The organism is Streptomyces sp. NRRL S-31 (assembly GCF_000718775.1).
GTDB lineage: Bacteria > Actinomycetota > Actinomycetes > Streptomycetales > Streptomycetaceae > Streptomyces.
The window spans coordinates 1-23,844 of record NZ_JOCB01000125.1 but is presented as its reverse complement, the minus strand read 5'-3'; the positions used below and the strand labels follow the sequence as shown (position 1 = coordinate 23,844).

General features: G+C 73.7%; 15 protein-coding genes and 1 pseudogene. 3 read left to right on the top strand and 13 right to left on the bottom strand.

Going from position 1 to position 23,844, the window contains the following annotated elements; genetic code table 11:
- Positions 1 to 181: 181 nt before the first annotated feature.
- Positions 182 to 1,813 carry a hypothetical protein gene (locus IF37_RS41295; protein WP_063886435.1) on the bottom strand — a complete coding sequence of 544 codons (1,632 nt, stop codon included), beginning with the start codon at positions 1,811 to 1,813 and terminating at the stop codon, positions 182 to 184.
- An 80-nt stretch (positions 1,814 to 1,893) separates the two neighbouring features.
- Positions 1,894 to 5,076, bottom strand: a complete 3,183-nt coding sequence (locus IF37_RS41065) for a hypothetical protein (protein WP_030752014.1) — start codon at positions 5,074 to 5,076, stop codon at positions 1,894 to 1,896.
- Positions 5,077 to 6,035: 959 nt separating this feature from the next.
- Between IF37_RS41065 and IF37_RS40075 the strand changes: the two genes are divergently transcribed.
- Entirely contained in the window at positions 6,036 to 6,530 is a 495-nt protein-coding gene (locus tag IF37_RS40075; RefSeq protein ID WP_253915934.1) for a sigma-70 family RNA polymerase sigma factor, read from the top strand.
- Between the two features lie 278 nt (positions 6,531 to 6,808).
- Here the strand turns inward: IF37_RS40075 and IF37_RS0134360 are convergent, their stop codons facing one another.
- From IF37_RS0134360 to IF37_RS43990, 4 genes and pseudogenes are all read right to left on the bottom strand, one after another.
- Entirely contained in the window at positions 6,809 to 7,771 is a 963-nt protein-coding gene (locus IF37_RS0134360) for a LysR family transcriptional regulator (protein WP_030752008.1), read from the bottom strand.
- Positions 7,772 to 8,060: 289 nt separating this feature from the next.
- Positions 8,061 to 8,681, bottom strand: coding sequence for a GNAT family N-acetyltransferase (locus IF37_RS0134355; protein WP_158727435.1), 621 nt, complete (start codon positions 8,679 to 8,681; stop codon positions 8,061 to 8,063).
- 320 nt (positions 8,682 to 9,001) lie between these two features.
- Complete coding sequence (locus IF37_RS0134350) at positions 9,002 to 9,667, bottom strand: response regulator transcription factor (RefSeq protein ID WP_079166021.1); 666 nt, start codon at positions 9,665 to 9,667, stop codon at positions 9,002 to 9,004.
- Between the two features lie 1,156 nt (positions 9,668 to 10,823).
- A pseudogene (locus IF37_RS43990) lies at positions 10,824 to 11,081 on the bottom strand (transposase); the annotation flags it as partial.
- A gap of 435 nt (positions 11,082 to 11,516) precedes the next feature.
- Between IF37_RS43990 and IF37_RS0134340 the strand changes: the two are divergent.
- Positions 11,517 to 14,312, top strand: a complete 2,796-nt coding sequence (locus tag IF37_RS0134340) for an AAA family ATPase (RefSeq protein ID WP_052845525.1) — start codon at positions 11,517 to 11,519, stop codon at positions 14,310 to 14,312.
- A 466-nt stretch (positions 14,313 to 14,778) separates the two neighbouring features.
- Positions 14,779 to 16,356, top strand: coding sequence for an ABC transporter substrate-binding protein (locus tag IF37_RS0134335; RefSeq protein ID WP_030751996.1), 1,578 nt, complete (start codon positions 14,779 to 14,781; stop codon positions 16,354 to 16,356).
- 11 nt (positions 16,357 to 16,367) lie between these two features.
- On the opposite strand, the gene IF37_RS0134330 is transcribed toward IF37_RS0134335, so the two are convergent.
- The 7 genes from IF37_RS0134330 to IF37_RS0134300 all read right to left on the bottom strand — a co-directional run.
- On the bottom strand, positions 16,368 to 17,321 hold the full coding sequence (locus IF37_RS0134330; protein ID WP_030751994.1) for a GlxA family transcriptional regulator: 954 nt from the start codon (positions 17,319 to 17,321) through the stop codon (positions 16,368 to 16,370).
- Between the two features lie 271 nt (positions 17,322 to 17,592).
- Positions 17,593 to 18,429: an alpha/beta fold hydrolase gene (locus IF37_RS0134325; protein WP_030751987.1), complete on the bottom strand. Its 837-nt coding sequence runs from the start codon at positions 18,427 to 18,429 to the stop codon at positions 17,593 to 17,595.
- Positions 18,430 to 18,828: 399 nt separating this feature from the next.
- Positions 18,829 to 19,593: an MBL fold metallo-hydrolase gene (locus IF37_RS0134320; protein WP_030751984.1), complete on the bottom strand. Its 765-nt coding sequence runs from the start codon at positions 19,591 to 19,593 to the stop codon at positions 18,829 to 18,831.
- 114 nt (positions 19,594 to 19,707) lie between these two features.
- Entirely contained in the window at positions 19,708 to 21,402 is a 1,695-nt protein-coding gene (locus IF37_RS0134315; RefSeq protein WP_030751981.1) for a cyclic nucleotide-binding domain-containing thioredoxin-disulfide reductase, read from the bottom strand.
- 283 nt (positions 21,403 to 21,685) lie between these two features.
- Positions 21,686 to 22,045: a helix-turn-helix transcriptional regulator gene (locus IF37_RS0134310; RefSeq protein ID WP_052845524.1), complete on the bottom strand. Its 360-nt coding sequence runs from the start codon at positions 22,043 to 22,045 to the stop codon at positions 21,686 to 21,688.
- Between the two features lie 698 nt (positions 22,046 to 22,743).
- On the bottom strand, positions 22,744 to 23,211 hold the full coding sequence (locus IF37_RS0134305) for an SsgA family sporulation/cell division regulator (protein ID WP_052845523.1): 468 nt from the start codon (positions 23,209 to 23,211) through the stop codon (positions 22,744 to 22,746).
- 373 nt (positions 23,212 to 23,584) lie between these two features.
- Positions 23,585 to 23,844, bottom strand: a 260-nt coding sequence (locus IF37_RS0134300; protein WP_030751971.1) for an alpha/beta fold hydrolase, incomplete at its 5' end; no start/stop codon positions are given.

Here is a 23,844-nt window from a genome sequence, read left to right as displayed (position 1 = left end):
GCGCGGGAGGCGGCACGGACGGTGCCGCACTCCTCGAACACGCCGTGCCCGGGAAGGAGCGGTGACACCCGGCCGGGCAGAGCCGGCCGGGTGTCGTCCTCCGGCGCCCACGCGGGCCCCCCGTCCGCGAGAGCCGCGGACGGGGGGCCCGCCTGGTGCGGAGCGACGCCCCGTTCCGGGGTCAGTGCTGCGTACCGGCCGACCACAGGACGGCGCCGCCGGCCGACTCGATGACGACGTTGCCGTCGGCCTGTATCACCAACTGCGCGCCGGGGTTGCCGGCGGTGCCGGACGACCACGCCGTACCGTCCGCCTCGGTGTAGACGACGAAATGACCGTCGTCCTGGAAGACGGCCTTGTGCCCGGTGCCCTCGGTGTGCGAGGACCACCGGACCGTCCCGTTCTCGTCGGTGATGACGAGGTTGCCGTCCGTCCGCATGGTGATCTTCATGCGGTCCGACGCCACGCTCTCCCCGGGGCCGAGGACGGTGGTGGCACTCACCACGCGCGTGCTCCACTCCCGCTTGACGGTCGCGGGCGCGGCGGCGGCCGCGGTCGCGGGCGTGGTCCTGGCGGCGGCCCGCACCGGCGTCGCGGCGGAGCCGGCCGTGCTGGTCCCGGCCCTGGCGGCCCTGGCCGTAGTCGTCCCGGCCGTAGTCGTCCCGGCCGTGGTGGTCCCGGCCGTGGTGGTTCCGGTCCTGGCGGGCGTGGCCCTGGTCGTCGTGGCGCCGGTCGCCCTGGCCGTCGTCGTCGCCGGCTTGCTCGCCGCCGGAACCGTGGCCGTAACCGAGGCCGCGGAGGGCTTCGGCTTCCCGGCACGCCGCGTAGCCGGTGCCGACGCGTCCTTCCCGGCGCCGGTCAGGAGGCCGAGCCCGGCACCGGAGGGCCGGGACGCGGGGGCCGCGGCCGTGCCGGACGACGGACGCGGCAGACCGGCCAGGGTGCCGGGCCGCCCGTCGTGCCCCTCGTGCGTGCCGTGCCCGCCGTGCGTGCCGTGCCCGCCGTGCGTGCCGTGCGTGCCCGAGGCGGCGGGGGTGGGGCGGGGTGCGGCGCCCTCGGAGGTTTCGTGCTCGATCCTGGGCCCGGCCGTCTTCGGCGGAGCGTGGACGGCACCGTGAGTGTCGTCCCCCTCCGCGGCAGGCGAGGGCGCCACCTGGGGGAGTACCGGGCCGGCGGTGCCCTGTGCGGGGTCCCGCAGCGGCACGAGGCCCGGCGTTCCGTCGGTGACGGTCGCCGCCCCGTCGCCGGCCGCGCCCTGAGTCTCGGAGGCGACGGGGACCTGCTTCCCGAGACCCTCGTAGGAGGTCCGGCCGCCGTGATGCGAGATCAGCGGTACCGACGCCAGGACGGCACCGGCGAAGGCGGCGGCCATCAGGAACGGCTTGCCGGTGCGGTGGGCGGCGGCCGCGCGGCCCGCGCGAGGGCCGGTGGCGCGTCCGTGAGCGCCGGCCGTGCCGCCCAGGCCCTGCTCGGCCGTGGCTTCCGGCTCCTCGTCACCGGGTGTGGCGGCCGCGGCACGGGCGGCGGGCGCGGCCCGGCCGGAGCCGGTGGACGCGTGGTCCGCCTGCCGTCCGCGTGCGTCGGCACCGGCGGTGGGGCCGGATGCGGCGGGAACCACCGCGGACAGGGACCGGGACGTGCCCGGGTCGCCGCCGGAGACGGTCCCGGGCCGGGCCGGTGCGCTCTGCGGGAGGGGCGGGTGTGCGGCGATGCCGTCCGTGGACGGCAGGGCCACGGCGCGCCGGATCCCGCGCGCGTCGGCTGTCGCCGCGGACGGCGGGGCGCCGGAGGACGCCGGGTACGTCGATGACATCCGTGCTCCTTCGAAGGGGGTTCGGGGCAGACCGTCCGCACCTGGCCGTCGGCGCGGTGGGGACGGGGTTCGGGAAAGGGTCACCGGCCGGGGGCGGCGGGCGAGGCGTCCGGCATGATTCCCAGGACGCCGCGTCGTCCCGCGGGCCAGTCCGGGCCGCCGTCCGGCCCGGCGGGCTCGTCGGCCAGGGCGCGCAGACGCTCCAGCACCGGGACGTCCGCCGTGCCGAGCATGCCGGGGGCGGTCGGCGGGGCGCCTGGGGGAATCTCCCGCAGGACCACCACGCTCACTTCGCCGCGGCTGCGGACCTCCAGGACCCGGAACCGGGTGCCCGGACCGAAGACCACGTCGGTCGACGCGGCCGGGCCGGCTTCCACCAGCGATCCGACCCTGCGCCCGGTCGAGGACCAGATCAGGTAGTGGTCGTCCGCCAGCGTGGGGTACCAGGGCTCGTCCACCGCGCGGGCGATCACTGGAACGGCGGCGCCGACCTCCTCACCGGGCAGCAGCATCGCGGTGCTGTCGTCGAAGACGCCGGCGGTCAGCACGGTCGCGCCCCGGTAGGAGGGGAGCCTGCGCAGTCCCGAGGCCAGACAGGCCAGGTAGGCCACCGCGTCGGGATCCCGGCGGTCCAGCGCTGCCGCGAGTTCCCGTTCGCCGAGGCGTCCCTCGCCGGCGCCGAGGTAGGCGTACAGGGCCGCCAGATCGTCGAGCGGTTCGCCGTCCTCGCCGCCGGCCGGGCGCAGGCCCGGCAGTGCGGTGAGGGTCCGCTGGGCAGCGCTGGCGTGGCGCTCCCAGTCCGCGCCCACGTAGGAACGCAGGCACTGCCGCTCGGCGGCGCTGCTGCGGTGGCTGGGCAGTACGGGCACGTAGGTCACCTCGCGCAGAACGGCCTGCCCGGGCGCCTCGGAGACGCTGCCGGGCGCCTCGGACGGCGCGGTCGGCGCTTCCTCCGGGGCGGTTCCCGGGGTCCGCGGGACCGTGCCGCCGGGGGACCGGGAGGCACCGCCCGGCTCGAGGCCGGCGGAGGCGGTGAACAGGGGGGTGAAGGGCTCCGGCTCCGGCAGCGGCCCGGTGGGCTGCGGTGCGGAAGGCGGGAAGAAGGGGGCGGGCGGCGGCCACGCGGCCACGGGCTCCGCCGGCCCGGCGCCCTGCTGGGAACCGGCCGGGCCGTGGCCGGGAGTCTCCGGTCCCGGGCTCACCCGTACGTCGCCCGTGTCACCGTCGGTGGGGTGCGTGGTCCGTGGGGTGGTCGTGGTCGGCACGCCGGGGGTGGGGTCCGGATGGGCTCGCAGGTCGCCAGCGTCATCGTCGGTGCCCCGTGCGGCGAAGGGCTCGGCTGCGTCGCCCGTGTCACCGTTGGTGGCCCGTGCGGCGAAGGGCTCGGCCGGTAGGGCCGCCTGGGACGGAGGGTGTTCTTCCCGAGCCGGCCGGTCCGCGGTGTGCGGGTCGCCGCCGGAGGGGTGCGGCACGGGGGGACCGGCCGTGGCCCGGGCCGGCACCGCCTCGCCGCCGCCCGGACGGGCGGTGCCGCCCGGGTACGGGTCGAGGAGCGGCGAGGACGCCGGCGCCTGAGGCGTGGCGGCGGGCGCCGCCGACGCGGTGGCGTGCCGCGCCTCGGGGAGGTGCGTCGACCGCGGCGCGTCCGGCTCGGAGGCGCCGGCTCCCGGGACGCCGATTCCTGGGGCGCCGGCTCCCGGGGCGCCGCTCAGCGAGTACTCGGCCGGACCGGCCCCGCCCGTGGTGGTGACGTACTGGACGGGCGGTGCGATCGGCGGGGCCTCCGGCACGGGTGACTCGGCCGGCGGGCCGGAGACCGGCACGGCGGGCTGCCGGGGGTGGTCCGCGAGAGGGGCCCGCAGCACATGGGCGGTGTCCGCACCCGCGCCGGACCAGCCTCTGGGCGCGAGGACCATGCCGTGCCGTACGGCCAGGCGCCGCAGGGTGCGCTGGCCGGTGGCCCCGGTGTTGCCGTGCACCTGGATCAGGGCCCGTTCCCGTACCTCGTCCTCCAGGGACGCGAACAACCGGTCGAGCGACGGCCAGAGCGAGTCGTCGATGGCCCGGCCGGGCACGCCGAGGCCGATGGCCACCACGTCGCCGTCGGCCGGCCCGGCGGCGGTCAGGGGCGGCCGGTCGCCGTGGCGCCCCACCCACAGGCCCGACCAGGTCAGTGTGGTCTGCCAGCGGTCGTCGAGGAGGAAGACGCCGGGCTCGGGACCCTCCCTCAGCCAGGCCGCGGGGGAGCGCAGGCCGCCCATGCGCGGCTCCGGCGTCCGGTCGGCTCCGGCCGGGAAGCAGGTGACGCTCTCGACGTAGGGCTCCCAGGCCGGGCTGCCGTCCGGGCCGACGATCACGGTGCGCGCGTCGCCGTCCAGCGGGTCCGCGGTCAGCAGCAGCGGCAGGCCGCTGGTGACGTCGACCTCCAGCCCCAGTGTGTCCGCGGTTTCCTGGCCGAGGGCGAGCAGATCGCGTCCGTCCGCCGGGGCGAGCCGCACGCTCGTACGTGCGCGGCTCCGCATCGCCGCGAGGACATCGGCGATGGCGTCGGCGCTCACTTCGGGCGCGTCGGGCGCGTCGGGCGCCCCCACGAGCAGCAGGGGCCTGCCGGGATCGACCGGGACGGCGAAGCCGAGCGACTCGGGGCCGCCGGACGGCGCCGACGCCGGGCGGACCAGCAGCCCCGCGGGCACCTGCTGTACGACGTGGTCCTCGGCCACGACGGCCGGCACCCGTGCGAGGTGGCTCTCCCAGTCGGGGCGCGGAAGGCGCGCGCCGATCCGGCGGGGCACCGCACCGGGGGTGAAGAGCCACCAGCCGCCGGGCGAGGTGCTGCCGTCGGGGGAGAACAGCGAACCCCCCGGCACGATGAGCGCGGGTCCGCTCGGCGCGATCACTTCCAGGCCCCAGTCCTCGCACAGCCGCCGGGCCGGCGAGGGCGCCGCCCGGCGATCGAGGGCGCCCTGGGACATCACCAGCCGCAGCAGCCGTACGCCCCTCGCCCGCAGTCCGCCGACCAGGGGGGCGAGAGCGCGGGCGAAGGCGTCCAGTTCCTCGTCCGCGGGCAGGGCGCCGACGAGTACGGTGGCCTGCCCGGGAGCATCGTGCAGGGCTTCGGCGGCCTGGGCGAGCGCCGGCGGGAGGTCCTCCTCGCGGTGCACCAGGTGGACGCCCTTCACGCCGGTCACCGTGAAGGCGGCGGCCTGCGCGCCGGCGGGGGCGTCCGGGTTCTTCTCCTGCGCCCTGTTGACCCGCCGGACCATCAGGCGGTCCGCGTCGACGGAGCTGCGGGGTGCGAGTGACGCGGTCGTGTGCCGCGAAGCGTGAACCGGTGTGCTCGGCCGAACGAAACGGTCATGGTCGGCTCAACTCGCCTTCATCCGCAGGTGCTCCGTGCCAGTGCGCCCGTGGTCGGCGGGCGTGTCGCGCGGCGGGTACACGCCCGCCGTCTTGGGACGGACCGGCGCTGGGAGGACGGGGAAGGTGTCGCCCAGCGCCGGATACTACAGTCGCATGGCCACACCCGCGTCTTCGCACAGTGGCACATGTGCTTGTACAAACCTAACAGGTGGCCGGTAGTGAAACCGCCGTCCACGCCAGGGCTTTACCGAACCGACACGCCCAACTCGGGCGTCCGGAGCGCGCGGTGGCACGGGTACGTATGCGCTTCCGGGTCCGGGGCCTGTCGCGGCTCATACGACACGTGTGCAGTGTCGGCGCTGAGAGCGTGGCTCTGCCGGACGGGGGCTTGCCGCACACTCGCCCCACCGCTCCCGAACGGGTCCGCGTGAGCTGGTGCCCGGAACGCCGCGGACCACGGTGCACCGGCGCCGAGCGACCGGTGACGGCGCCGCCCCGGCGATGCACGCGGCGCATCGACCGATGCCGAACCCGTCTTGGACGTCGGACGACCTGGCTGATGGGATGGGCGGACGGCAGGTCTCCGTGCCGCCTCCCGGGGAGGAGGCGAGCTCGTGAGGAGCCGTCCTCCGCCCGGACCGTGCGCGCACCCGGGCCGGCGCCGGCAGTGACGGCGGCGCGGAAACCCGAACCGGACGGCTCCCGTCAGCCGTACCGCCGGTTGCCCTTCGGCCCGAGACGGTCGACCTCCGACCCGCCTGCCGCTTTCACGCAGGAGAAGACGAGCATGAAGATGAACCCGGCTCCGAAGGCGTCGCCTTCGTCCCCGTCCCTCGCTCAACAGCTCTACGTACAGGGTTTGATGGCGCAGTACCGAACCGCTCTGGTTTCCTACGCCGAGCGGATGCTGCTGGACCGTCACCTGGCCGAGGACATCGTGCAGGAGGCCTTCATCCGGGCGTGGCGCCATGCCGAGAGGCTGCGCACGGGTGACGGTTCCGTGCGCAACTGGCTGCTGAAGGTGACGCGCAACCTGGTCATCGACCGTACGCGCAGTGCGGCCGTCCGGTACGAGAGCGTCATGGAGGAGTTCCGGGACCTCCCGGAGCCCGACCCCACCGACGAGGTACTGGCGTCCCAGGAGGCCCTCACGCTGCTGCGTGGCCTGTCCAGCGAACACCGTGAAGTGCTTGTCCACGTGTGTCTATACGGCTTCACGCTGCGTGAGACGGCCCACCGGCTGGGCATACCGATGGGTACGGTGAAATCGCGTCAGCACTACGCCCTGAACATCCTGCGGCGCCGTGTCGGCCTGCTGCCCGCCCATCAGCCGCCGGCCCAGGCCGCGACGGGCTGAGCGGAGTCCGAAGGCCCCGGCGGACGGCGTCCCCGTCGGTGCGCGCATGTCCCTCCTCTTGATGCCGTGGTGGCTGGTTCGCCTTACTGGATACACGACGAGGGACGATGAACGGTTCACACGCTGTGTGACGGCACCCCATGGCCCCGGTGGCACCACCCCCGGGTCGTTCGTTCCCGTTCGTGACGGCAGGGGGCACGTCACGCGGCCCACGGGCCGGCGGCCCTCTCCCGGGACCGCGGCCCTCTCCCGGGACCGCGGAAGACGGCACCGAGCTGTCAGCCACCGGTCGACGACAGGACCGGGGACCAGATGTCCGGGTGGATACGCGTCAGGTGCACGGCGGCGGACCGGCAGGCCGCGACGAAAGCGGAGACGGCCGCCGATCGGTCCTCCTGCCGCCACATGACGCTCATCCGTACGGACAGCTCCGGCAGACGCACGAAGGCCAGCCGGGAGGAAACGCCCAGGCTCTGGGACGCCGGCACAGCCGAGCTGCCCAGCCCACCGGCCACCAGGTCCAGTACGGCGGCCGGCGCGGTGGGCACCGGATTGAGTTCCGTACCGGCCGCGTTCGCCGTGGCGCTGAGGACGGACCAGCAGTGCTGCCGCTCCCGCACGGGGAAGAGCAACGCAGTCTCCGCCAGGGCCGACCAGGGCATCAGGGCCTCGCCCGCCAGCGGGTGACCGGCGTCGACCACTCCCATCACCGGCTCCTCCACCAGCGGTTGGGCCGCCAGACCGGCCGGCGCGGGCTGACCCCAGGTGAGCACCGCGTCCACCCGGTGCTGCGCCAGGGCTCCGGCCTGTTCCTCGTCGCTCAGGTCCAGGACGGCGATCCGGGCGTGTCGCCGCGTGATCTGGAACCGGCGGATCGCTTCGGCGAGCAGCCCGCCGGCGGCGCTCGGCAGCGGGGCCGCGACGGTCAGGGCCGACCGGGCCGTGTCCGTGTAGGCGCGTGCGATCCGCAGCAGACGGCTCTGCTGGGCCAGCATGCTCTCGGCGTCCGGAAGGACGAGACGACCGGCCTCGGTCAGCGTCACACCGTGCGGGGACCGGTGGAACAGCTGTATGCCCAGGGCGCGTTCGAGCTGCTGCACATGCCGGCTCAGCGAGGGCTGTCCCATGGAGAGACGGGCCGCGGCCCGCCCGAAGTGACGTTCCTGCGCCACCGCCAGGAAGGCCCGCAGCCAGCGCGGGTCCACATCCGGGCCCGGTCGTGGGTCACCGGCGGCGGTCATCGGCGCGGTGTCCGGACGGCTGCCGGCGTGCCCGGGGAGTTCGGGCGTCCACCGCGGTCACGGAGACGACGCCCGAAGGCGCCCAGGGGCGCCCCGCTCGCGCGGTGACCGTCGTGCGGCCGCACCGACGGGACAGGGTGCACCCGCGCGGGGAATGCTGTCATGTACGAGTCCTTGTGTGTGCCAGGGCGTGTGTCGCCGGGACGTTGTCGTTTCCGGGAGGGGGCAGATGACCGGGGCCGGCGGCCGTCCGGCCACCACGGCGTGGGGGACGGCGGGCCGAGGCGTGTCACCTTCTGGACCGGGCCGGGCATGGAATGACCACATGCTGGGCGGACGGGTGGCAGCGGCGGTCGGCGTCCTGGACGAGGGGCGGGTCGGCGACCGGCAGGGCCAGGTCCATGACGTCGCCGTCGACACGCAGGGTACGGGACCCCAGGGTGCGGCAGATACCGCGCATCCGGTGGTTGGACAACTCGGTGATCACCAGGACGGTGTGCAGACCGAGGCTCTGCGCCTGGACCAGGGCATGCCGTACCAGAGCCGTCCCCAGCCCCATGTTCTGCCAGGCGTCCTCCACCAGGATGCCCAGTTCGCCCACGCCGGCCGTGGCCGTGAACAGCAGATGGGACACGGCGACGACGTGTGACGGGGAGTGACGGGCGTGGGCGATCCGGCTCAGGCCGCGACCGGGGTCGACGAGGTGGGCCCACTCGGCGAAGGTCAGGTCGCGTCGGGCGCTCTGGTAGCGGCTGTAGCGCGATTGCGGACTGGAGCGCGCGTGCATCGCACTGACGAGCGCGTGGTCGTCCGGCGTGGCGGCACGGGTGGTGGTCTGCGCACCACCACGCGTCGTGATCGTGTGGCAGCCGGCAGGGACTGCACCGGCAGCCGGTGCGGGAGTCGACACGGTGGGTGGCTCCTGTCGTTCGTCGCACCCCGTTGGCAGCGGCCTGCGCGGCACTGTGGGGCGCACGGGTGGATGCCGGGGCAATCGGGCGGGAAACGGGGGATTCGGTCGTCCGGCACGGACCTGGGCGTGCACTCCCGGGTGTCGTGTGCCGCGAGGGTGGCGGGCACGGCGGGTTTCCCGCGTGCCGGGCCGGGACGCCCGTGCACCCCCAGCCTAGCGGTCGCGGGACACACGTGTTTTCCGGGAGGCCACGGTCGTCCATCGTGCACTGGCGGTGCTCGGTCGGGCCGCTCGGCGAGCCGGGCGTTCCACCTGGTCTACAACTGCCCGCTGCGGATGGCCCAAGCCACCGCCTGGGTGCGATTGCGCAGGTTCAGCCGCGTGATCATCTCGTGCAGGATGTTCTTGATGGTCCGCTCGGAGTAGTTGAGGTGGGACGCGACCTCCGCCGTGCTCAGGCCCTCGGCCACCAGTTGCAGCACGTTGACCTCCCGCGGGTTCAGCTCGGGAGCGCGTGAGCGCTGCGCTTCCAGGACCTGGAGTCTGTCGAGCACGGTGCGCGTCATGGCGGCGGGCATGGGGGACCGTCCGAGCAGGGCGTCCCGGGCGGCCGCCACCAGGTCGGCGAAGCCGACCTCCGCGCGCAGCAGTACACCGACCACGCCGAGCGAGACGGAGCGGACCAGGTTCCGCTCGCTGACCGTGTCCGCCACGAGCAGGACGGGAAGCCGACGGCCGCCCGGGCTGCCGGCAGCCTCCTTTATGACCCGCAGGGTGTCCCCGGTGACGTCGTGTGCCAGCACCAGGGCGATCTGGGCTCCCTGCCGCTCGCCCCAGGGCAGCACGCGCACACCTTCCATGGCCTTCAGACATACCTGCGCACCCTCCTCCGTGAGCGCGTCACTGGCCGTCAGCGTGAGGGTGACGGGGAGCGCCCGGGTCGGCGGGCCGCTCACCCGGGTCCCGGAGTGCGCTGCGGGCATGGTGGCTCCCGATGTCAGGCGGGGCCATCCGCCCGCGAGGATGTCCGCTGCTTCCGGGGCCTGCGCGAAGTAGCCCTGCATGAGCCATCACCGAGTTCCTGCTGTGCGCCGTCGAAGCCCCACCCAAGCGGTCCGCGGACGCATGGCGGGGACGTGTGGTACGGAGGGAGGCCGCTCGCCGGGCGAGCGACGCCGGTCCGAGGTCTGCCCGCGCGCGATGACCGGAGCCGGCCGCGCAGCAGGATACCGCGTGTGCCGGAACGGACGACTCCAACGGTCCGGTAGGGCCTGCCTGTCGAGTAGGGTATGCACGCCGTGCCTTCCGCCGCTGACCGGCCTGGTGGAGGCGGCCGGTGTTCGTCATCGTGCCGGGCCGCAAAGATACGTCACACGTGTGAGTCACGAGGCCGCCGCGGCCCGCGCATCGGGACGGCACAAGGCTAGGGCGTGTCTGACAATTCGCGTCGTCGCCCGAAGGGCGGCCGCGCGGCGTCAGGTGCGTGCTCTCGGCGTGCCGGCCCCAGGCCCTCGTACTGGACGTACTTGGGTCTGGGGCCGGTGCGGCGAGAGTGCGTGCATGGCGCCGCGCGGCAGACGGGAATTGTCAGACACGCCCTAGGCCGCGCCGGAGGTCCCCGGCATCCGTCAAACGACACAGCCCGCGGCGGAGCACCGGAGCTGATGCGGCCGCCTGCCCCCCACCGTCTCCCCGTCCCGTAGCCGGCCCTCGCCTCCGCACCGCACCGGCTCGCAGGCCGTGTGAAGCGGCCCGGCACATCCCCCAGTCCGCCTCGACACCGCCCCGCCCCCGCACCGCCCCCGCCGCGCGGCGACGACCCGCTCCTTCCGGGGCCGCGCGGGGTGTGCGGCGGCCGCATCCCTCGCCGTCCGGCTCCCCGGGGATGGCGGTCTCCCTCGCGCCGGCCGTTCCCGTCCCTCGCGCGGTGGAAGCTGTCCGCCGGCTGCTTGCTCCACGCGGTGTCCGCTCCGCTGTCCGCCTGTTTCGTCGTCCTCGGGGTCAGGGCTGGGACCGCGGCCCGCCCGGGACCGTCTCCTGCCGCGTGCCGGACCGTGCGACCCGACCGCTGACACTCCCGACGGCGCTCCGGCACCAGTGCTCGTTCTCCAGCCCGGTGTCCTGCTGGACGAGCACCCACAGCCTGTCCCAGACGCGTGCCTCCGACCATTCGCTGAAGCGCCGGAACGCGGTGACACCGGACAGTCCGAAGCCGGGAGGCAACTGGTTCCAGGAGCAGTCCGCCAGCGCGACGAACACGATGGCCGCCAGTACTTCGCGGTCGCCGTAACGCCGCCTGCCACCACCTTGCGGGCGTACCGGCGCGGGTGGCGCCACCTGCTGAAAGAGGTGCCACAGATCCTCAGGGACCAACCGTTCCACCAACTCGCCCGACACACCCGGAGTGTGCCCTACCCGCAGGCCGATGCAAAGGCAGCCTGGTGCGGTGCGCCCCGATGGGATGACGAGAGGGGAAAGAGGACACCCGGCCCCGCTTCGGTCCGATGACCGCGCCCGGCGGGACGGGCGCACCGGTTCCGCCCGGTGTCCGCGGCGAACGCGGGTACGGGTACCGGCGGACGGTCCGGTACGGCGGGACGGCATGACCGTACAAGGGTGTGTTCCGGACACCGGGACGCCTCGTTCCGGGTGCGCGGTGCAGGGTCCGGGTCCGGCCGGACGGGCGGCGGACGAGCCCGTCGGCCGGTCGCGAGGCGCCCGGCCCAGGGACGGCCGTGCTCCCGAGCGAGGGCGCAGCCAAATGAAACAGGCTGCTAGGCTCCCGTTCGGGGTAGTGCTCGGCTCTGCGACGGTGTCCGGCTAGGAGGAGGCATGGGTCCTGAGGCTGGTGCCGTTCCGCGGAGGACGGGCATCGTCGGGCGCGAGGCCGAATTGCGTCGGCTCCGGGCCTTCCTCACACCCGTCCGCCAGGAGGAACCTCCGGCACTCGTCGTCCTCGGTGAGGCGGGCTCAGGCAAGAGCGCCCTGCTGAAGGCGGCGGCGGAGGAGGCCCTGGAACGCGGCTTCCGGGTGCTGCGCTGCTCAGGACACGAGGGCGAGCGCGAACTCGCCTTCGCGGGGCTGCACCAGCTGCTCGAACCGGTGCTCGCCGGCGCCGGTGACCTCCCGGCCGCACAACGGCGCGCCCTGCTGGGCGCCTTCGGTTTCGGCGAGACGGACCACCGGACGGATCAGGACCGGCCCGAGCGCCTCCTGATCAACCTGGCCGTGCTGACACTGCTGTCCGACGCCGCCGTCCGGCAGCCGGTGCTGCTCCTCGTCGACGACGCGCAGTGGCTCGACGCCTGCTCGTTGGATGCGCTGGCCTTCGTCGCGCGGCGGCTGCCCGGTGAGCCGGTGGCCCTGCTGCTGGGCGTGCGGGGTGACGAAGCTCCCCGGCAGTTCGGGGAGGACGTCGTCCGCCTGCCGGCGCGGCCGCTGGACGACACGGCCGCCGAGCGGCTGCTCGACGCCCAGCCCCGGCCTCCGCGCGGGCAGCTCAGGGAGCACATCCTCCGGCAGGCGGCCGGCAACCCCCTGGCCCTCGTGGAGCTGGCCCGGGCCACGGCTGGGTCGAGTCCGCCCGCGCCGACCGGGTCCGCCGAGGCGCTTCCCCTGACCGCACGGCTCGAGGAGGTGTTCGCCAGGCGCCTGGAGGGGCTGCCGGAGGGGACACGACGGGTACTTCTCTTCGCGGCCGCGGCGGACGCACCGGACGTGCCCGCCGCCCTGCTGGCGGCCTCCGCGGCCTCCGCGAACGTGGACGCCTGGTCCGTCGCCGAGGAGGCCGGACTGGTGCGTCTGGAAAGCGGGCGCGTCACGTTCCGCCATCCGCTGATGCGGTCGGCGGTGTACGGGTCCGCCTCGTTCGCCGAGCGGCGGAAGGCGCACCTCGCGCTGGCCGAGGTCCTCGGCGGCGATCCCGACCGCAGGGCATGGCACATGGCCGCCGCGACACTGGTGCCGGACGAGGCGATCGCCGCGGCGCTGGAGGAGACCGCCGGGCGGGCCCGCCGCCGAGGGGGGTACCGGGTGGCCGCGGCGGCCCTGCAACGGGCCGCGGAACTCAGCCCGGAGGGAAGGCAGCGGGCGCGACGGCTGCTGGACGCGATCGAGTCGGCGATGAACGCGGGCGAACCGCTGTGGGTCGAGAAGCTGGCCGGCGGCGTCATCTCGGCGACGGACGACGAGGCCATGCTGATGGCGGCCAAACTGTGGACGGGCTGGGCCCTGGCGGCGACGACGCGGCAGAAGGCCGCGCTGTCCCACCTGCTCCCGCTGGCCGAGGACGTGGTGGAGGAGGATCCGATCACGGCGCTGACCGCGGTGGGACACGCGGCCTTCGTCGTCTACAGCACCGGCGACGACACCTACCGCCGGCAGATGCGAGCCCTGCTCGCCCGCATCCCCTCCGACGCCGGCCGGGACTTCGACCAAGCCTGGACCCGGGCCGGCTGCGACCCTTTCGAGGCCCGCGAGACCGTACTGGAACTGCTGCGGAGCTGCCTGGCCGATCCCGACCGTGACGTCGACCAGCTGACCATCCTCGGTGGCGCCGCCTGGGTGCTGGACGAGACGGCCACGGCGATCCGGCTCCTGGGCGCCGCGGCGGAGCACCTGCGAGCCGCCACGACCGTCGGTTCCAACGCCACGCTGGGGCAGGCGCTGGCGCTGGCGCAGTTCGAGGCCGGTGCCTGGGAAGCGGCGTGGGCCTCGGCCGAGGAAGCCCGGCGGATCGCCGCGGAGAACGGACTGGAGATGGCGGGCCGCTCCGCGATGTTCGTGGGAGCGGCGCTGCTCGCCCTGAAGGGCGAGGCCGCCGACGCGCGCAAGCTGATCGACCAGGCCGTGGCCGGGGTGGACCCGGCGGACAGCCGCGCCCTGGGGGCCCGGGCGCGCTGGGTGCGCGCCATGGTGGCCGGTGTGGAGGGCAACCATCCTCTGGAGTACGAACTGCTGCGCAGACTCTTCACGGTCGGAGAAGATCCCCGGCCGGTGCACTACCACGCCTCCTACTACGGCATCGGTGACCTGGCCGCGGCGGCCTTGCGGGTGGGCAAGCAGGACGACGCCGCCCGGGTGGTGGACGCGGTGCGACGGCAGCTGGAGGGCCGGATGTCCCCGCGGGTGCTGCTGCTGGTGCGCCGCGCCAGGGCGGTCCTCGCGGCCGACGAGGAGGCGGAGGACCTGTTCGGTGCCGCGCTGGGCGATCCGGCGGGGGAGACGTGGCCCTTCGAGCGGGCGGTCGTCCTGCTGGAGTACGGGGAGTGGCTGCGCCGCAGGCGCCGCACGAGTGAGGCGCGCGGTGAACTGGCACGTGCGCTCACCGTCTTCGAGCAGCTGGGGGCACGCCCGTACGTCGAGCGCGCCGCGGCGGAACTGCGCGCCTGCGGGGTGAGCGTCCGCGGCGACGACGGCGCCTCGCGGGGCATCGAGCGGCTCACCCCGCAGCAGTTGCAGATCGCGCGGCTGGCGGCCACCGGACTGACCAATCGGCAGATCGGCGAACGGCTGCTCCTGTCCGCGCGGACCATCGGCTTCCACCTCTACCAGACGTATCCGAAGCTCGGGATCACCAACCGGGCCCAGCTCCGCGACGCTCTCAGCAGCATGGGAGCCTCCTCGTAGCCCTCGGGTGGATCATATCCCAGGGTGCGCACACATGTGAAGAGGCGCGGGCATGGCATCACTTCTCACATGTGTGACCGGCGCGACGGGTCGCGCGGTGCGCGCGCGTTTGCGGACGGCGAGTGCAACATCGCTGCCTTTTGGGGCAGCGAGATTGGCGTGAAATCGCTGGGTGTGGGTGCGCCTGCGCCTTGCGAAGAAAGATCAAAACGCCCATAGCCCTCCAAATGTTCGACCGGTTATCACCGTTAAGGGGGCTTTCGCTCCCCACGCGGCGCCACGACGCCGTCGCGTCGCGGACTCGCACCGGCTGACTAGTCTGGCTGGGACGCGACCTCTGACATGTGCGTCTCATATGCCCCGACCGGGAGACTCGGACGCCGTACGGCACAGTCGCTCACGAGTGTCGGTGAGACACCTTCCCATCGACCCCGTCCGTCCTCCTCCCGCAGAAAAGGCACGTGCAGTGAATCCCCCCAAGAAGTGGCTCGTCCTGCCCTCCCTCATGCTGTTGGCCTCCTTCCCGCTGGCGGGATGCGGTACCGGGCTCGGAGACTGGCACAGCGGTCAGCGCATAGTGATCGGCATGTCGGACGACGTACTGGCGGTGGACCCCGCCTCCGGCTACGACCCGGGGTCCTGGCTGCTGTTCAACAACGTTTTCCAGTCCCTGCTCACCTTTCCCAACGGGGGAACCGAGCCGGAGCCGGACGCCGCGAAGGAGTGCTCCTTCACCGATGCCCGGGCCCGGACCTACCGGTGCACCCTGAAGGACGGCCTGAAGTTCAGCAACGGTGACCCGCTCACCGCCGAGGACGTCAAGTTCTCCATGGAACGGGTGCTGCGCATCAACGACCCGGCCGGCCCGGCGGTGCTGCTGGAGTCGCTGAACAGGGTCGACACCCCGGACGACCGGACGGTCGTCTTCCGTCTCAAGACATCGGACGCCACCTTCCCCAGCAAGATTGCTTCCGGTGCGGGATCCATCGTCGACCACCGTGTCTACGACCCGGACGGGCTGAGCAAGGAGGCGACGGCGATCGGCTCCGGGCCGTACAAGCTCGACTCCTTCGACAGGAGGAAGGCCGTCTTCTCCGTCAACCCGCGCTACAAGGGAGTGGCCAAGGCCAAGAACTCCGGTGTCACGCTGAGGTTCTTCCACGGCGACCGGACGGCGCTGAAGGACAGCGTGGTCGACGGCACGGTGGACATCGCCTACCGGGGACTGAGCGCGGAGGACATCGCCGGCATCGACGAGCAGACCGGCGAGAAGGACGTCGATGTCGTCGAGGGAACCAGCGCCGAGGTGCAGCACCTGGTCTTCAACATGAGGGACCCGGTGGCGGGCCGGCTCGGGGTGCGCAGGGCCATCGCCTTCGTCCTGGACCGGGAAGCGCTGATCAAGCAGGTCTACCACGGCACGGCCATCCCGCTGTACTCCCTCGTCCCCGCCGGGATCGCCGGGCACGACGCCGCGTTCTTCGACCGCTACGGCTCCTCGCCCTCGCCGAAGGAGGCCGCCGCCGCGCTGCGCGCCGAAGGCATCGAGGGGAAGGTGAGGCTGACGCTCTGGTCCACCCCCTCCCGCTACGGCCCGGCCACCGACCAGGAGCTCTCCGCCATCGCCGACCAGCTGAACACGAGCGGTCTGTTCCAGGCCACCGTGCGCTCCCTGCCCTTCGACCAGTACGAGAAGGCCGTGGCCGCGGGCAGGTTCGGCGTCTACGTGAAGGGGTGGGTGCCCGACTACCCCGACGCCGACAACTTCACCGCGCCCTTCTTCGGCCAGGGCAACGTGCTGGAGAACCACTACTCCAACCGCGAGATCACGCACACGCTGCTGCCCCGCACCGCCGCCCGGAGCGACCGGGTCGACACCGCCGCGGACTTCGCGCGGCTCCAGGAGATCGTGGCCGAGCAGCTGCCGGTGCTGCCGGTGTGGCAGGGCAAGCAGTACGCGGTCGTCCGCGACGACGTCCGCGGTTACGACTACTGTCTCGACCCCTCGACGATCTTCCGCTTCTGGGAGCTGTACAAGGCCTGAGCGGTCCCGTCTCACCGGTCGTGGAACGAGGCCCGGTACCCGTTCGGCGTCAGGCCGACGACCTGGTGGAAGCGGGCCCGGAAGGTGGAAAGCGAGGTGAACCCGGCCGCCCGTGCCACGCTCTCGACGGGCAGGTCGCTGGACACCAGCAGTTCGCGCGCCTTGCGCACGCGAGCCCGGGTCACCCACTGCTGGGGGGTGGCTCCGACTTCTTGGGGGAACCGCCTGCTCAGCGTGCGCACGTTCAGACCGCACCGTCGCGCCATGGCGTCGAGGCTCAGGTCCGCGGCCAGGTTGTCGTCGATCCAGCCCAGAAGGTCCGCGAAACGCGAGCCGCGGGGCAGCGCCGGATGGTCCGGGACGGCGAAGGGTGCCTGCCCCCCGGGCCGTCGCGGGGGCAGAAGCAACCGCCTCGCGGCACGCGTGGCGACCTCCGCACCGAAGTCGCGCCGGACGAGGTGCAGGCACAGGTCCAGGCCCGCGGACGCGCCCGCGGACGTGACGATGGACCCGCTGTCCACGTACAGGGCGTCCAGGCGCACCTGCACGGACGGGTGCCGCCGGACGAGTTCGTCCGCCAGGGACCAGTGGGCGGCCACGGGAATGCCGTCCAGCAGCCCGCCCTCGGCCAGGAGAAACGTCCCCGTCGACAACGCCGCGATCCTCTTGCCCATGCGGGCCGCCCGGCGCAGGGCGCGGACGACGTCGGGGGAGGCGGGCTCGGCGTCGACCGGCCGGCCGGGCACGATGACCGTGTCGGAGTCCTCCCACGCTCCCCACCCGCCCCGGTCGTGCCCGGCCGGGCGCCGTGTGGACGCGCCGGACCCCGGTGCGCACAGACGCACCTCGTACGGCCGCCGGCCGTCGGGCAGGCGCACCGTGTCGAACACCTCGTGGGGGACCGCGAGGTCGAAGGCGCTGGCGTGCTCCAGGGCGAGGACCGCGACCTTCAGCGTGGGTGTCATGGCGTCGTCCTCTGTCCGTTCGCGCAGCCGTCGTCGTCCGGCCGCGCCCCCGGTGGCCGGCCCGGTGAGTGCGGCGGAACGAGAGGACAGCTCCGCCTCCGACCAGGGGGTGGAGGCGGAGCTGTCGGGGCCGGGGCCCGTGCGCCACAGTGTCCTTCGCGGGAGCCGACCGGTAGGGGACACGGCGGGTCGCCGCTGAACGCTCATGCGGATGCCGTGCGCGCGGAGGCTCGGCCGCGACCTTCCCCGCGCCGGGCGGCGGCGCGGGCCCTCAGAGGGAGAGGAAGCGGTTGACCTCGTGGGCGAAGTCCTCGGGGTGCTGGAAGAGGAACCCGTGCCCGGCGTCGCTGTAGAGGATGACCTTGGCGTCGGGCAGCCGCTGCGACATCGCGTAGGTGGCGTAGGCGTGGATCATCACGTCGTGGGCCCCGTTGGCGACCAGAACGGGCAGGGTCAGCTCCTCCTGCCGCTCCCAGTACCCCTTGAAGCTGCCGAGGGCGGCCAGCTGACCGCGGAAGGCGTCGGCGCTCACCGCGGCGTTCGACTGCTTGAGCCGGTGGTCAATCCGCCGCAGCGACGCCAGGCCGGCCGCCCGCGCCTTCTCGGTCTCCGGGTAGAACAGGTAGAGGAAGTCCTCGTCACCGTTGTCCGGCTTGCCGGTGGTCTGGGCGACACGCGCCGGCGGGGCGGGCAGGTCGGGCACACCGCCGGCGGAACTGCCGGCCACCACCAGACGGTGCACCAGCTCCGGCGCGGCCAGGGCGACACCCTGGGCGACGATGCCGCCCATGGACCAGCCCAGCACGTCGATGTCGGTCAGGCCGAGGGAGCCGATGAAGGCCAGGGAGCCCTGCACCAGCTCGTCCATCGTCACCGGCGCGCTGCCGGTCGAGAAGTTGGTGCCGCGGTTGTCGAAGACGATGACCTCCCGCTCCGCGGCCAGCAGATCGAGGAACGCCGGGTCCCAGTGGTCGATGGTGCCCCGCAGACGCATGTGCATGACGAGCGGGCGGGTCCCCTCGCGTCCGAAACGGCGGTAGGCGAAACGCTCGCCTTCGGGTCCGTCGACGTAGCGCGTCTCGGCCGAGTCGGCCAGATAGGTGGTCACGGGTGACTCCTGTCATCAGGGTGGTGTGTGGTCGGTCCGCCTGCCCCGGCGGGTCGGACGACGGGCCGTCGGGCCGGGTGTCCGTGCGGAGGCCGGGCCTCGTCCGTGCTCGGCTCCCGGCCGGTGTGCCGGTGGGAAACCCGGCCGCACCAGCCGCACCGGCGGAGGCGTTTCCCGGGCCCGGTACGTGTCCATGGGCAGCTCCCGGGCCGGGGTCCGGGCCGGCGACGACGGCGACGGACGGTGGACGACGACTGCCCCGCTCACCGGAGAACCGGGGGTCTGGTCTTCCGCGCGGCCGTCCGTCGCGCCTGCGCCGCCGTCCCAGCGTCCCGGGGTGTTGTGGATGTTTTGTGGATGTGCGCGATCACGCGGCCGGCCCGGCGGACCGGCCGCGGGCTACCACGTGGCCCGCTCGCGGGCGTGTACGACGGCTTCCTTCACGGTGCCGCGGTGCAGCGGCCCGTGCCCCGGCAGGACGACGTCGGCGTCCACCGGCTCCAGGAGCGACAGGGCGGCGAGCGCCTGCTCACGGTCGGTGTGGAACATGCCCGGGAGGAGCTGCGGCCCGTGGACGCGCGAGGTCGGATGGGCGGTCACCAGAGCATCCCCGCTGACGAGGACGCCGAGGTGGGGCAGGTGGTAGGCGCAGTGACCTCCGGTGTGCCCCGGTGTGTGGACGGGTACGGGCGCGCCGGGCAGGTCCAGGGCGCCGGGGGCGGGGAACGGCGACGGGTCGGCGACGGGCACATGTGCCGTCCCGCCCGAGCGGATGGCGTGCACGGCCCATGGCGCGACTCCCGGGCGCCAGGCATTGGCCAGCACCTGGCCCACCGACACCTGGTGCAGGAACTCGCGCCGGGCGTGAGGCACCTCCTGCTCGTGCATGAGCACAGCGGTGCCGTACTCGGAGCGGATGCGCTCGGCTGCGCCGATGTGGTCGTTGTGGGCGTGGGTCACCAGGACGGCGGTCAGGTCCCGCGGCTCCAGCCCCACGGCGGCCAGTGAGGCGAGAACCCTGGCGTGATCACCGGGGTAACCGGTGTCGATGAGTGTCGCGTCGCTGCCCTCCTTGACGATCACCCAGTTGGTGTTGCTGCCGGTCACCAGGAACACCTGATCGTCGACGCGGACGATGTCCTCGTCGCGCAGTGACTGCGACATGTTCATCCCTTCGTTGAAACACATGTTAGTCGAGCCGCAGCGGCCGGCTGCGCGCTCGGCCCGTCCCCGGTGACGCACATGTGAACCGTCGCCCGCTCGGGTCCGAACGCCGTCTCACGGCCGGGCGACCAGGGCGAGGTACTGGTGCACCGAGCGGACGGCGCTGGCGCCGTCGCCGGTGGCCGCCGCGACCCGCTTCATCGACTCCGTCCGCACGTCCCCCGCGGCGAAGACCCCCGGCACGCTCGTCTCGAACGGCAGCGGGGCGCGGCCCAGGCTCTCCCACGACGGACCCAGCATCGCGGGTGTCAGCGCGCGGTCGGTCGGGATGAAACCCTTGTCGTCCCGCGCCACGTGGCTCAGCCAGCCGGTGGCCGGCTCGGCGCCGATGAAGCAGAACAGCCCCGCGCACGGGATCCGGCGCGTCCCGCCTCCGCGCTCGGTCAGTGACACGCCGTCCAGGCGGGAGTCCCCGTGCAGTGCGGTCACCTCGGTACCGGTGCGGACCGTGATGCGGGGGTCGCTGACGATGCGGTCCACCAGGTACGAGGACATGCGGGCGCCCAGGTCGGCGCCGCGCAGCACCAGGGTGACGCCCGCGGCGTGCCGCGCCAGATGGAGTGCCGCCTGTCCGGCGGAGTTCGCGCCGCCGACCACGACGACCGGGCGTCCGGCCACCGACTGGGCCTCCAGATCGGTGGCCGCGTAGTAGATGCCGTTGCCGGTCAGTTCGGCCCACCGGTCCACGGGCAGCGCACGGTAGGCCGCGCCGGTGGCGATCACCACCGCCCGGGTACGGATCCGGGTGCCGTCGACGAGGGTGAGCACGTGCGTGTCCCGGTTCGTCTCCAGGGCCACCACCGGGCAGGGACTGGCGATGTGGGCGCCGAATTTCAGGGCCTGGACCGCCGCGCGCGCGGCGAGGTCGGCGCCGCTGAGACCGAACGGGAAGCCCAGGTAGTTCTCGATGCGCGCGCTCGTGGCCGCCTGGCCGCCGGTGGCGACCGCGTCGAGCAGCACGGTCTCCAGCCCTTCGGAGGCCCCGTAGACGGCGGCCGCCAGACCCGCCGGGCCGGCGCCCACGACGACCAGGTCCGACGTTCCGCGGCCGGTGCGGCGGTAGGCCAGGTTGAGCCGCTCGCTGAGGGACCCGGGGGTGACCCGCGGCAGCACGTCGCGGCCGACCAGGGCGATCGGCAGGTCGGCCGGGGCCATGCCGTTCGCCGACCGGATCTCCTCGCCCTCCGGGGAGTCCTCCGGCACCCAGGAGTAGGGGACTCCCTGGCGGGCCAGGAAGGTTCTCAGAGCCATCCCCGTCGCGGAGTCGGCGTCGCCCACCACCCGCAGCGTCTGCTCGGTGGCCAGGCGCAACAGCCGGCGGCGGGCCAGGAACGTGCGCAGGAAGAGGTCGGACAGTTCCGTCTCCTGCTTCATCAGCAGCCGGAGGGACTGCGCGTCCACCCGGTGGATCGTGCCCGCGGTGGTCACCCGGATGGTCAAGCCCCGCCGCTGCCCGGTCAGCAGACCGAGTTCCCCGGCGAACTGTCCGGGACCGTAGCTGAAGAAGACGTCCTCGCAGTCGGGTGCCTCGGAGGGGCACAGAGCCTCCAGATGGGCCGTGCCGCACAGCACCAGGTCACCGGAGTCGTCCCCGAAGTCGAAGAGGACCTGGCCGACGGCCACCTCTTCCGGTTTCGCGTAGCGCAGGGCCCGGGTGAGCTGCTCCGCGGTCAGCCGGGAGGCCGCGGCCGTCTCGAGATCCTCGGAACGGTCGCCTATTTCAGGAAATGCGGTGGCCGGGCTGGTCATCTCCGGGTTTCCCTTCGTCCGGGTGCGGTTGGTCGGGGCACGGTCCGACGCGTGCCGGCGCAACCCTGGGCGGAGCTGCGGGTACGCATGTGCGTCCGTCGGCGGTCCGCCGTACTCAGCCTGCCACCGGCGAGGGGGCGCGGCATCGGTGATTTGACTGACCGCGCCCGACATCGACGGCTCCGGTGCCGGAGCGGGCGCCGCGGGGGCGCGGCCGGGCGGGCCGCGTCCGGCGCCACGGGGCCCTGGCGGGAGCCTTCCGCGGGCCACGCGATGCCGCCGTTCACGGTTCGAGCACGGACGGCAGGTGCCTGCGCGAGCTGACTCCCACCTTGACGTATACGTGTGAGAGGTGGCTCGCCACGGTCCGGTGGGTCAGCCCGAGCTGCCAGCCGATGCCCCGGTTGCCGAGCCCGCTGACGGCCAGCCACGCTATCTCGGCCTCACGTGGGGTCAGCCCGAACTTCCCGGCCGAGATCCGCTGCGGGGGCGGCGCGGCGTCTCCCGCCGCCAGCAGCTCGGAGTCCGCGCGTCGCACCCACGCTCGCGCACCCAGCGAGTCGAAGGCATCACGTGCCCCCTGCAACTGCTCACGCGCCTCCCGCACCCGCCGGTGCCGGCGAAGCCACTCGCCGAACGCCATGCGCGTGCGAGCCCGCTCGTAGCGGACGGCCTCGCCCCCGGCACCGACAGCGCGAGGGTGAAGAGCCGCTCGGCCTCGGGACCGTCGCTCAGGATGGCCCGCGATCGGGTCACGAGGTGCTCCACGAGGACGGAACCCGGGCGCCGGCCCGCCGTCGCCGCCCGTCGCACGGTGTCGCGTACGTCGTTCTCGTGGCCGGAGGCGACCGCGGCCGCGACCAGGTCTCCCAGCGCCCCAGGCGGCCACCAGGGGGTGCCGGGCGTCCGGCCGACCCGGCGGGTGCCACGGCGGAGGCGTCGGTCTCGGCGTCGTCGGCGGCGGCGTTCCCGCGCGGTGGACGGAGGGAAGGTGCGGAGCCCTGCCCGGGCTCGCTCGTCCTGTCCGTGGAGACAACCGGCATCGCGCTCAACTCCCAAGCCCGGGTGATCCTGCTGCCGACGCGATGGCGCGGTGTGGCGTGCGAACCCGGTCCACGGGGTGCGAACCATGCCATAGGTCAGCGGGTCATCCCAAGCTAGGCAGCGCCTATGGTGCCCGCATAAGTCATTCGACCTGAATCAGTCTTGATTCCGGCCGACGCTTGTTTCGCGACAGCCGGACGGCCGACGGGTCGAACGCGCAGCCCGGTCCGGGCGGCCGCGCAGCGGGGAGGGCGCGCAGCGGGGAGGGCGCGCGCGGAGCCGCACGGCGCGAGGAGGTCACGTCCGGTCGAACCAGTGCGCGGTCAGGGCGTCCCAGTCGATCATCCGGTGCTCGGTGCCGGAGGGGACCAGCGCGTACGTGGCGTCGAGCCAGTGCCGGACGTCCGTCAGATCCGCCTCGAAGGTGGCGTACCCCCCGGGCCCGATGAGGCTGAAGCAGAGGCGGGCGGGCTCGCCGGCGCGCCGGCAGGAGGGCCAGACGCGGAAGTCGCCCTCGCCGCTGGGCCGCCGGGTCCCCCCGGCCAGCAGGTCCCGCGCCACCACCCAGGTCACGCAGACGTCCGTGTCCGGGTCCCCGAAGAGGTCCAGCGCCACCGCGTACGGGTCGTCCACGGTGTAGCGCATCCGGCACAGCAGGGGTGCGGGGCCGTCGGGGCCGAACAGGCGCCAGAGCGTGGTGACGAGCGCGGGCGGGCCACACCGGGCCGACGCCTCGTGGCCGGTATGCGATCTGTCGCTGTTCATGGGGCGGACTTCCCTTGCGATGGTTGGTCTGCCGGCCGCCTGCGTGCCGGACGGTGTCATGTTCGGCGTGACCACCCGGTCACGCAGCGGTGGAACGACTGCCCGCGGTGTCCGTGCGCGGTCCACCGGACCCGGGCGGAGCAGGAGAGCGCCCGGAGGGCCGCCTCACCGGTCGGACCCTGTGCGGCACGCGCCCTCGGCGACCGCCGCGAGACCGTCACACGCCGGACCGCGACATGCGTCCCCGCCTTCGCCGGCAGCCGTCCGGACGTCCCGGACGGCTGCCGGAGGAGGGCCCGCGGGCGTACGCGTCCGAGGGCCCTCCTCCGGGGGGAGTGACGGCACGCCGTCGGATGCGCACGGCCGGCGCGGGTTACTTGGCGAGGAAGGTGAGGAGGGCGTTGTTGACCTCGTCGGCGTGGGTCCAGAGCAGGCCGTGGGGGGCGCCGTCGATTTCGACGTAGTCGGCGTGGGGGACGGCCTTGTGGAAGGGGCGGGCGGTGGCGTCGATGGGGAGGATCCGGTCGGCGGTGCCGTGCAGGATGAGGGTGGGGACGGTGATCTTGGGGAGGTCCTCGCGGAAGTCGGTGAACCAGGTCAGGGGTGCGGCGGCGGCGGCGTGGGAGCCGCCGG

Coding starts and splice junctions, on each gene's coding strand:
- IF37_RS41295 (WP_063886435.1), bottom strand. CDS start 1,813: ATGTCATCGACGTACCCGGCGTCCTCCGGCGCCCCGCCGTCCGCGGCG.
- IF37_RS41065 (WP_030752014.1), bottom strand. CDS start 5,076: ATGGTCCGGCGGGTCAACAGGGCGCAGGAGAAGAACCCGGACGCCCCC.
- IF37_RS40075 (WP_253915934.1), top strand. CDS start 6,036: ATGGCGCAGTACCGAACCGCTCTGGTTTCCTACGCCGAGCGGATGCTG.
- IF37_RS0134360 (WP_030752008.1), bottom strand. CDS start 7,771: ATGACCGCCGCCGGTGACCCACGACCGGGCCCGGATGTGGACCCGCGC.
- IF37_RS0134350 (WP_079166021.1), bottom strand. CDS start 9,667: ATGCCCGCAGCGCACTCCGGGACCCGGGTGAGCGGCCCGCCGACCCGG.
- IF37_RS0134340 (WP_052845525.1), top strand. CDS start 11,517: ATGGGTCCTGAGGCTGGTGCCGTTCCGCGGAGGACGGGCATCGTCGGG.
- IF37_RS0134330 (WP_030751994.1), bottom strand. CDS start 17,321: ATGACACCCACGCTGAAGGTCGCGGTCCTCGCCCTGGAGCACGCCAGC.
- IF37_RS0134320 (WP_030751984.1), bottom strand. CDS start 19,593: ATGTCGCAGTCACTGCGCGACGAGGACATCGTCCGCGTCGACGATCAG.
- IF37_RS0134315 (WP_030751981.1), bottom strand. CDS start 21,402: ATGACCAGCCCGGCCACCGCATTTCCTGAAATAGGCGACCGTTCCGAG.
- IF37_RS0134310 (WP_052845524.1), bottom strand. CDS start 22,045: ATGGCGTTCGGCGAGTGGCTTCGCCGGCACCGGCGGGTGCGGGAGGCG.
- IF37_RS0134305 (WP_052845523.1), bottom strand. CDS start 23,211: ATGAACAGCGACAGATCGCATACCGGCCACGAGGCGTCGGCCCGGTGT.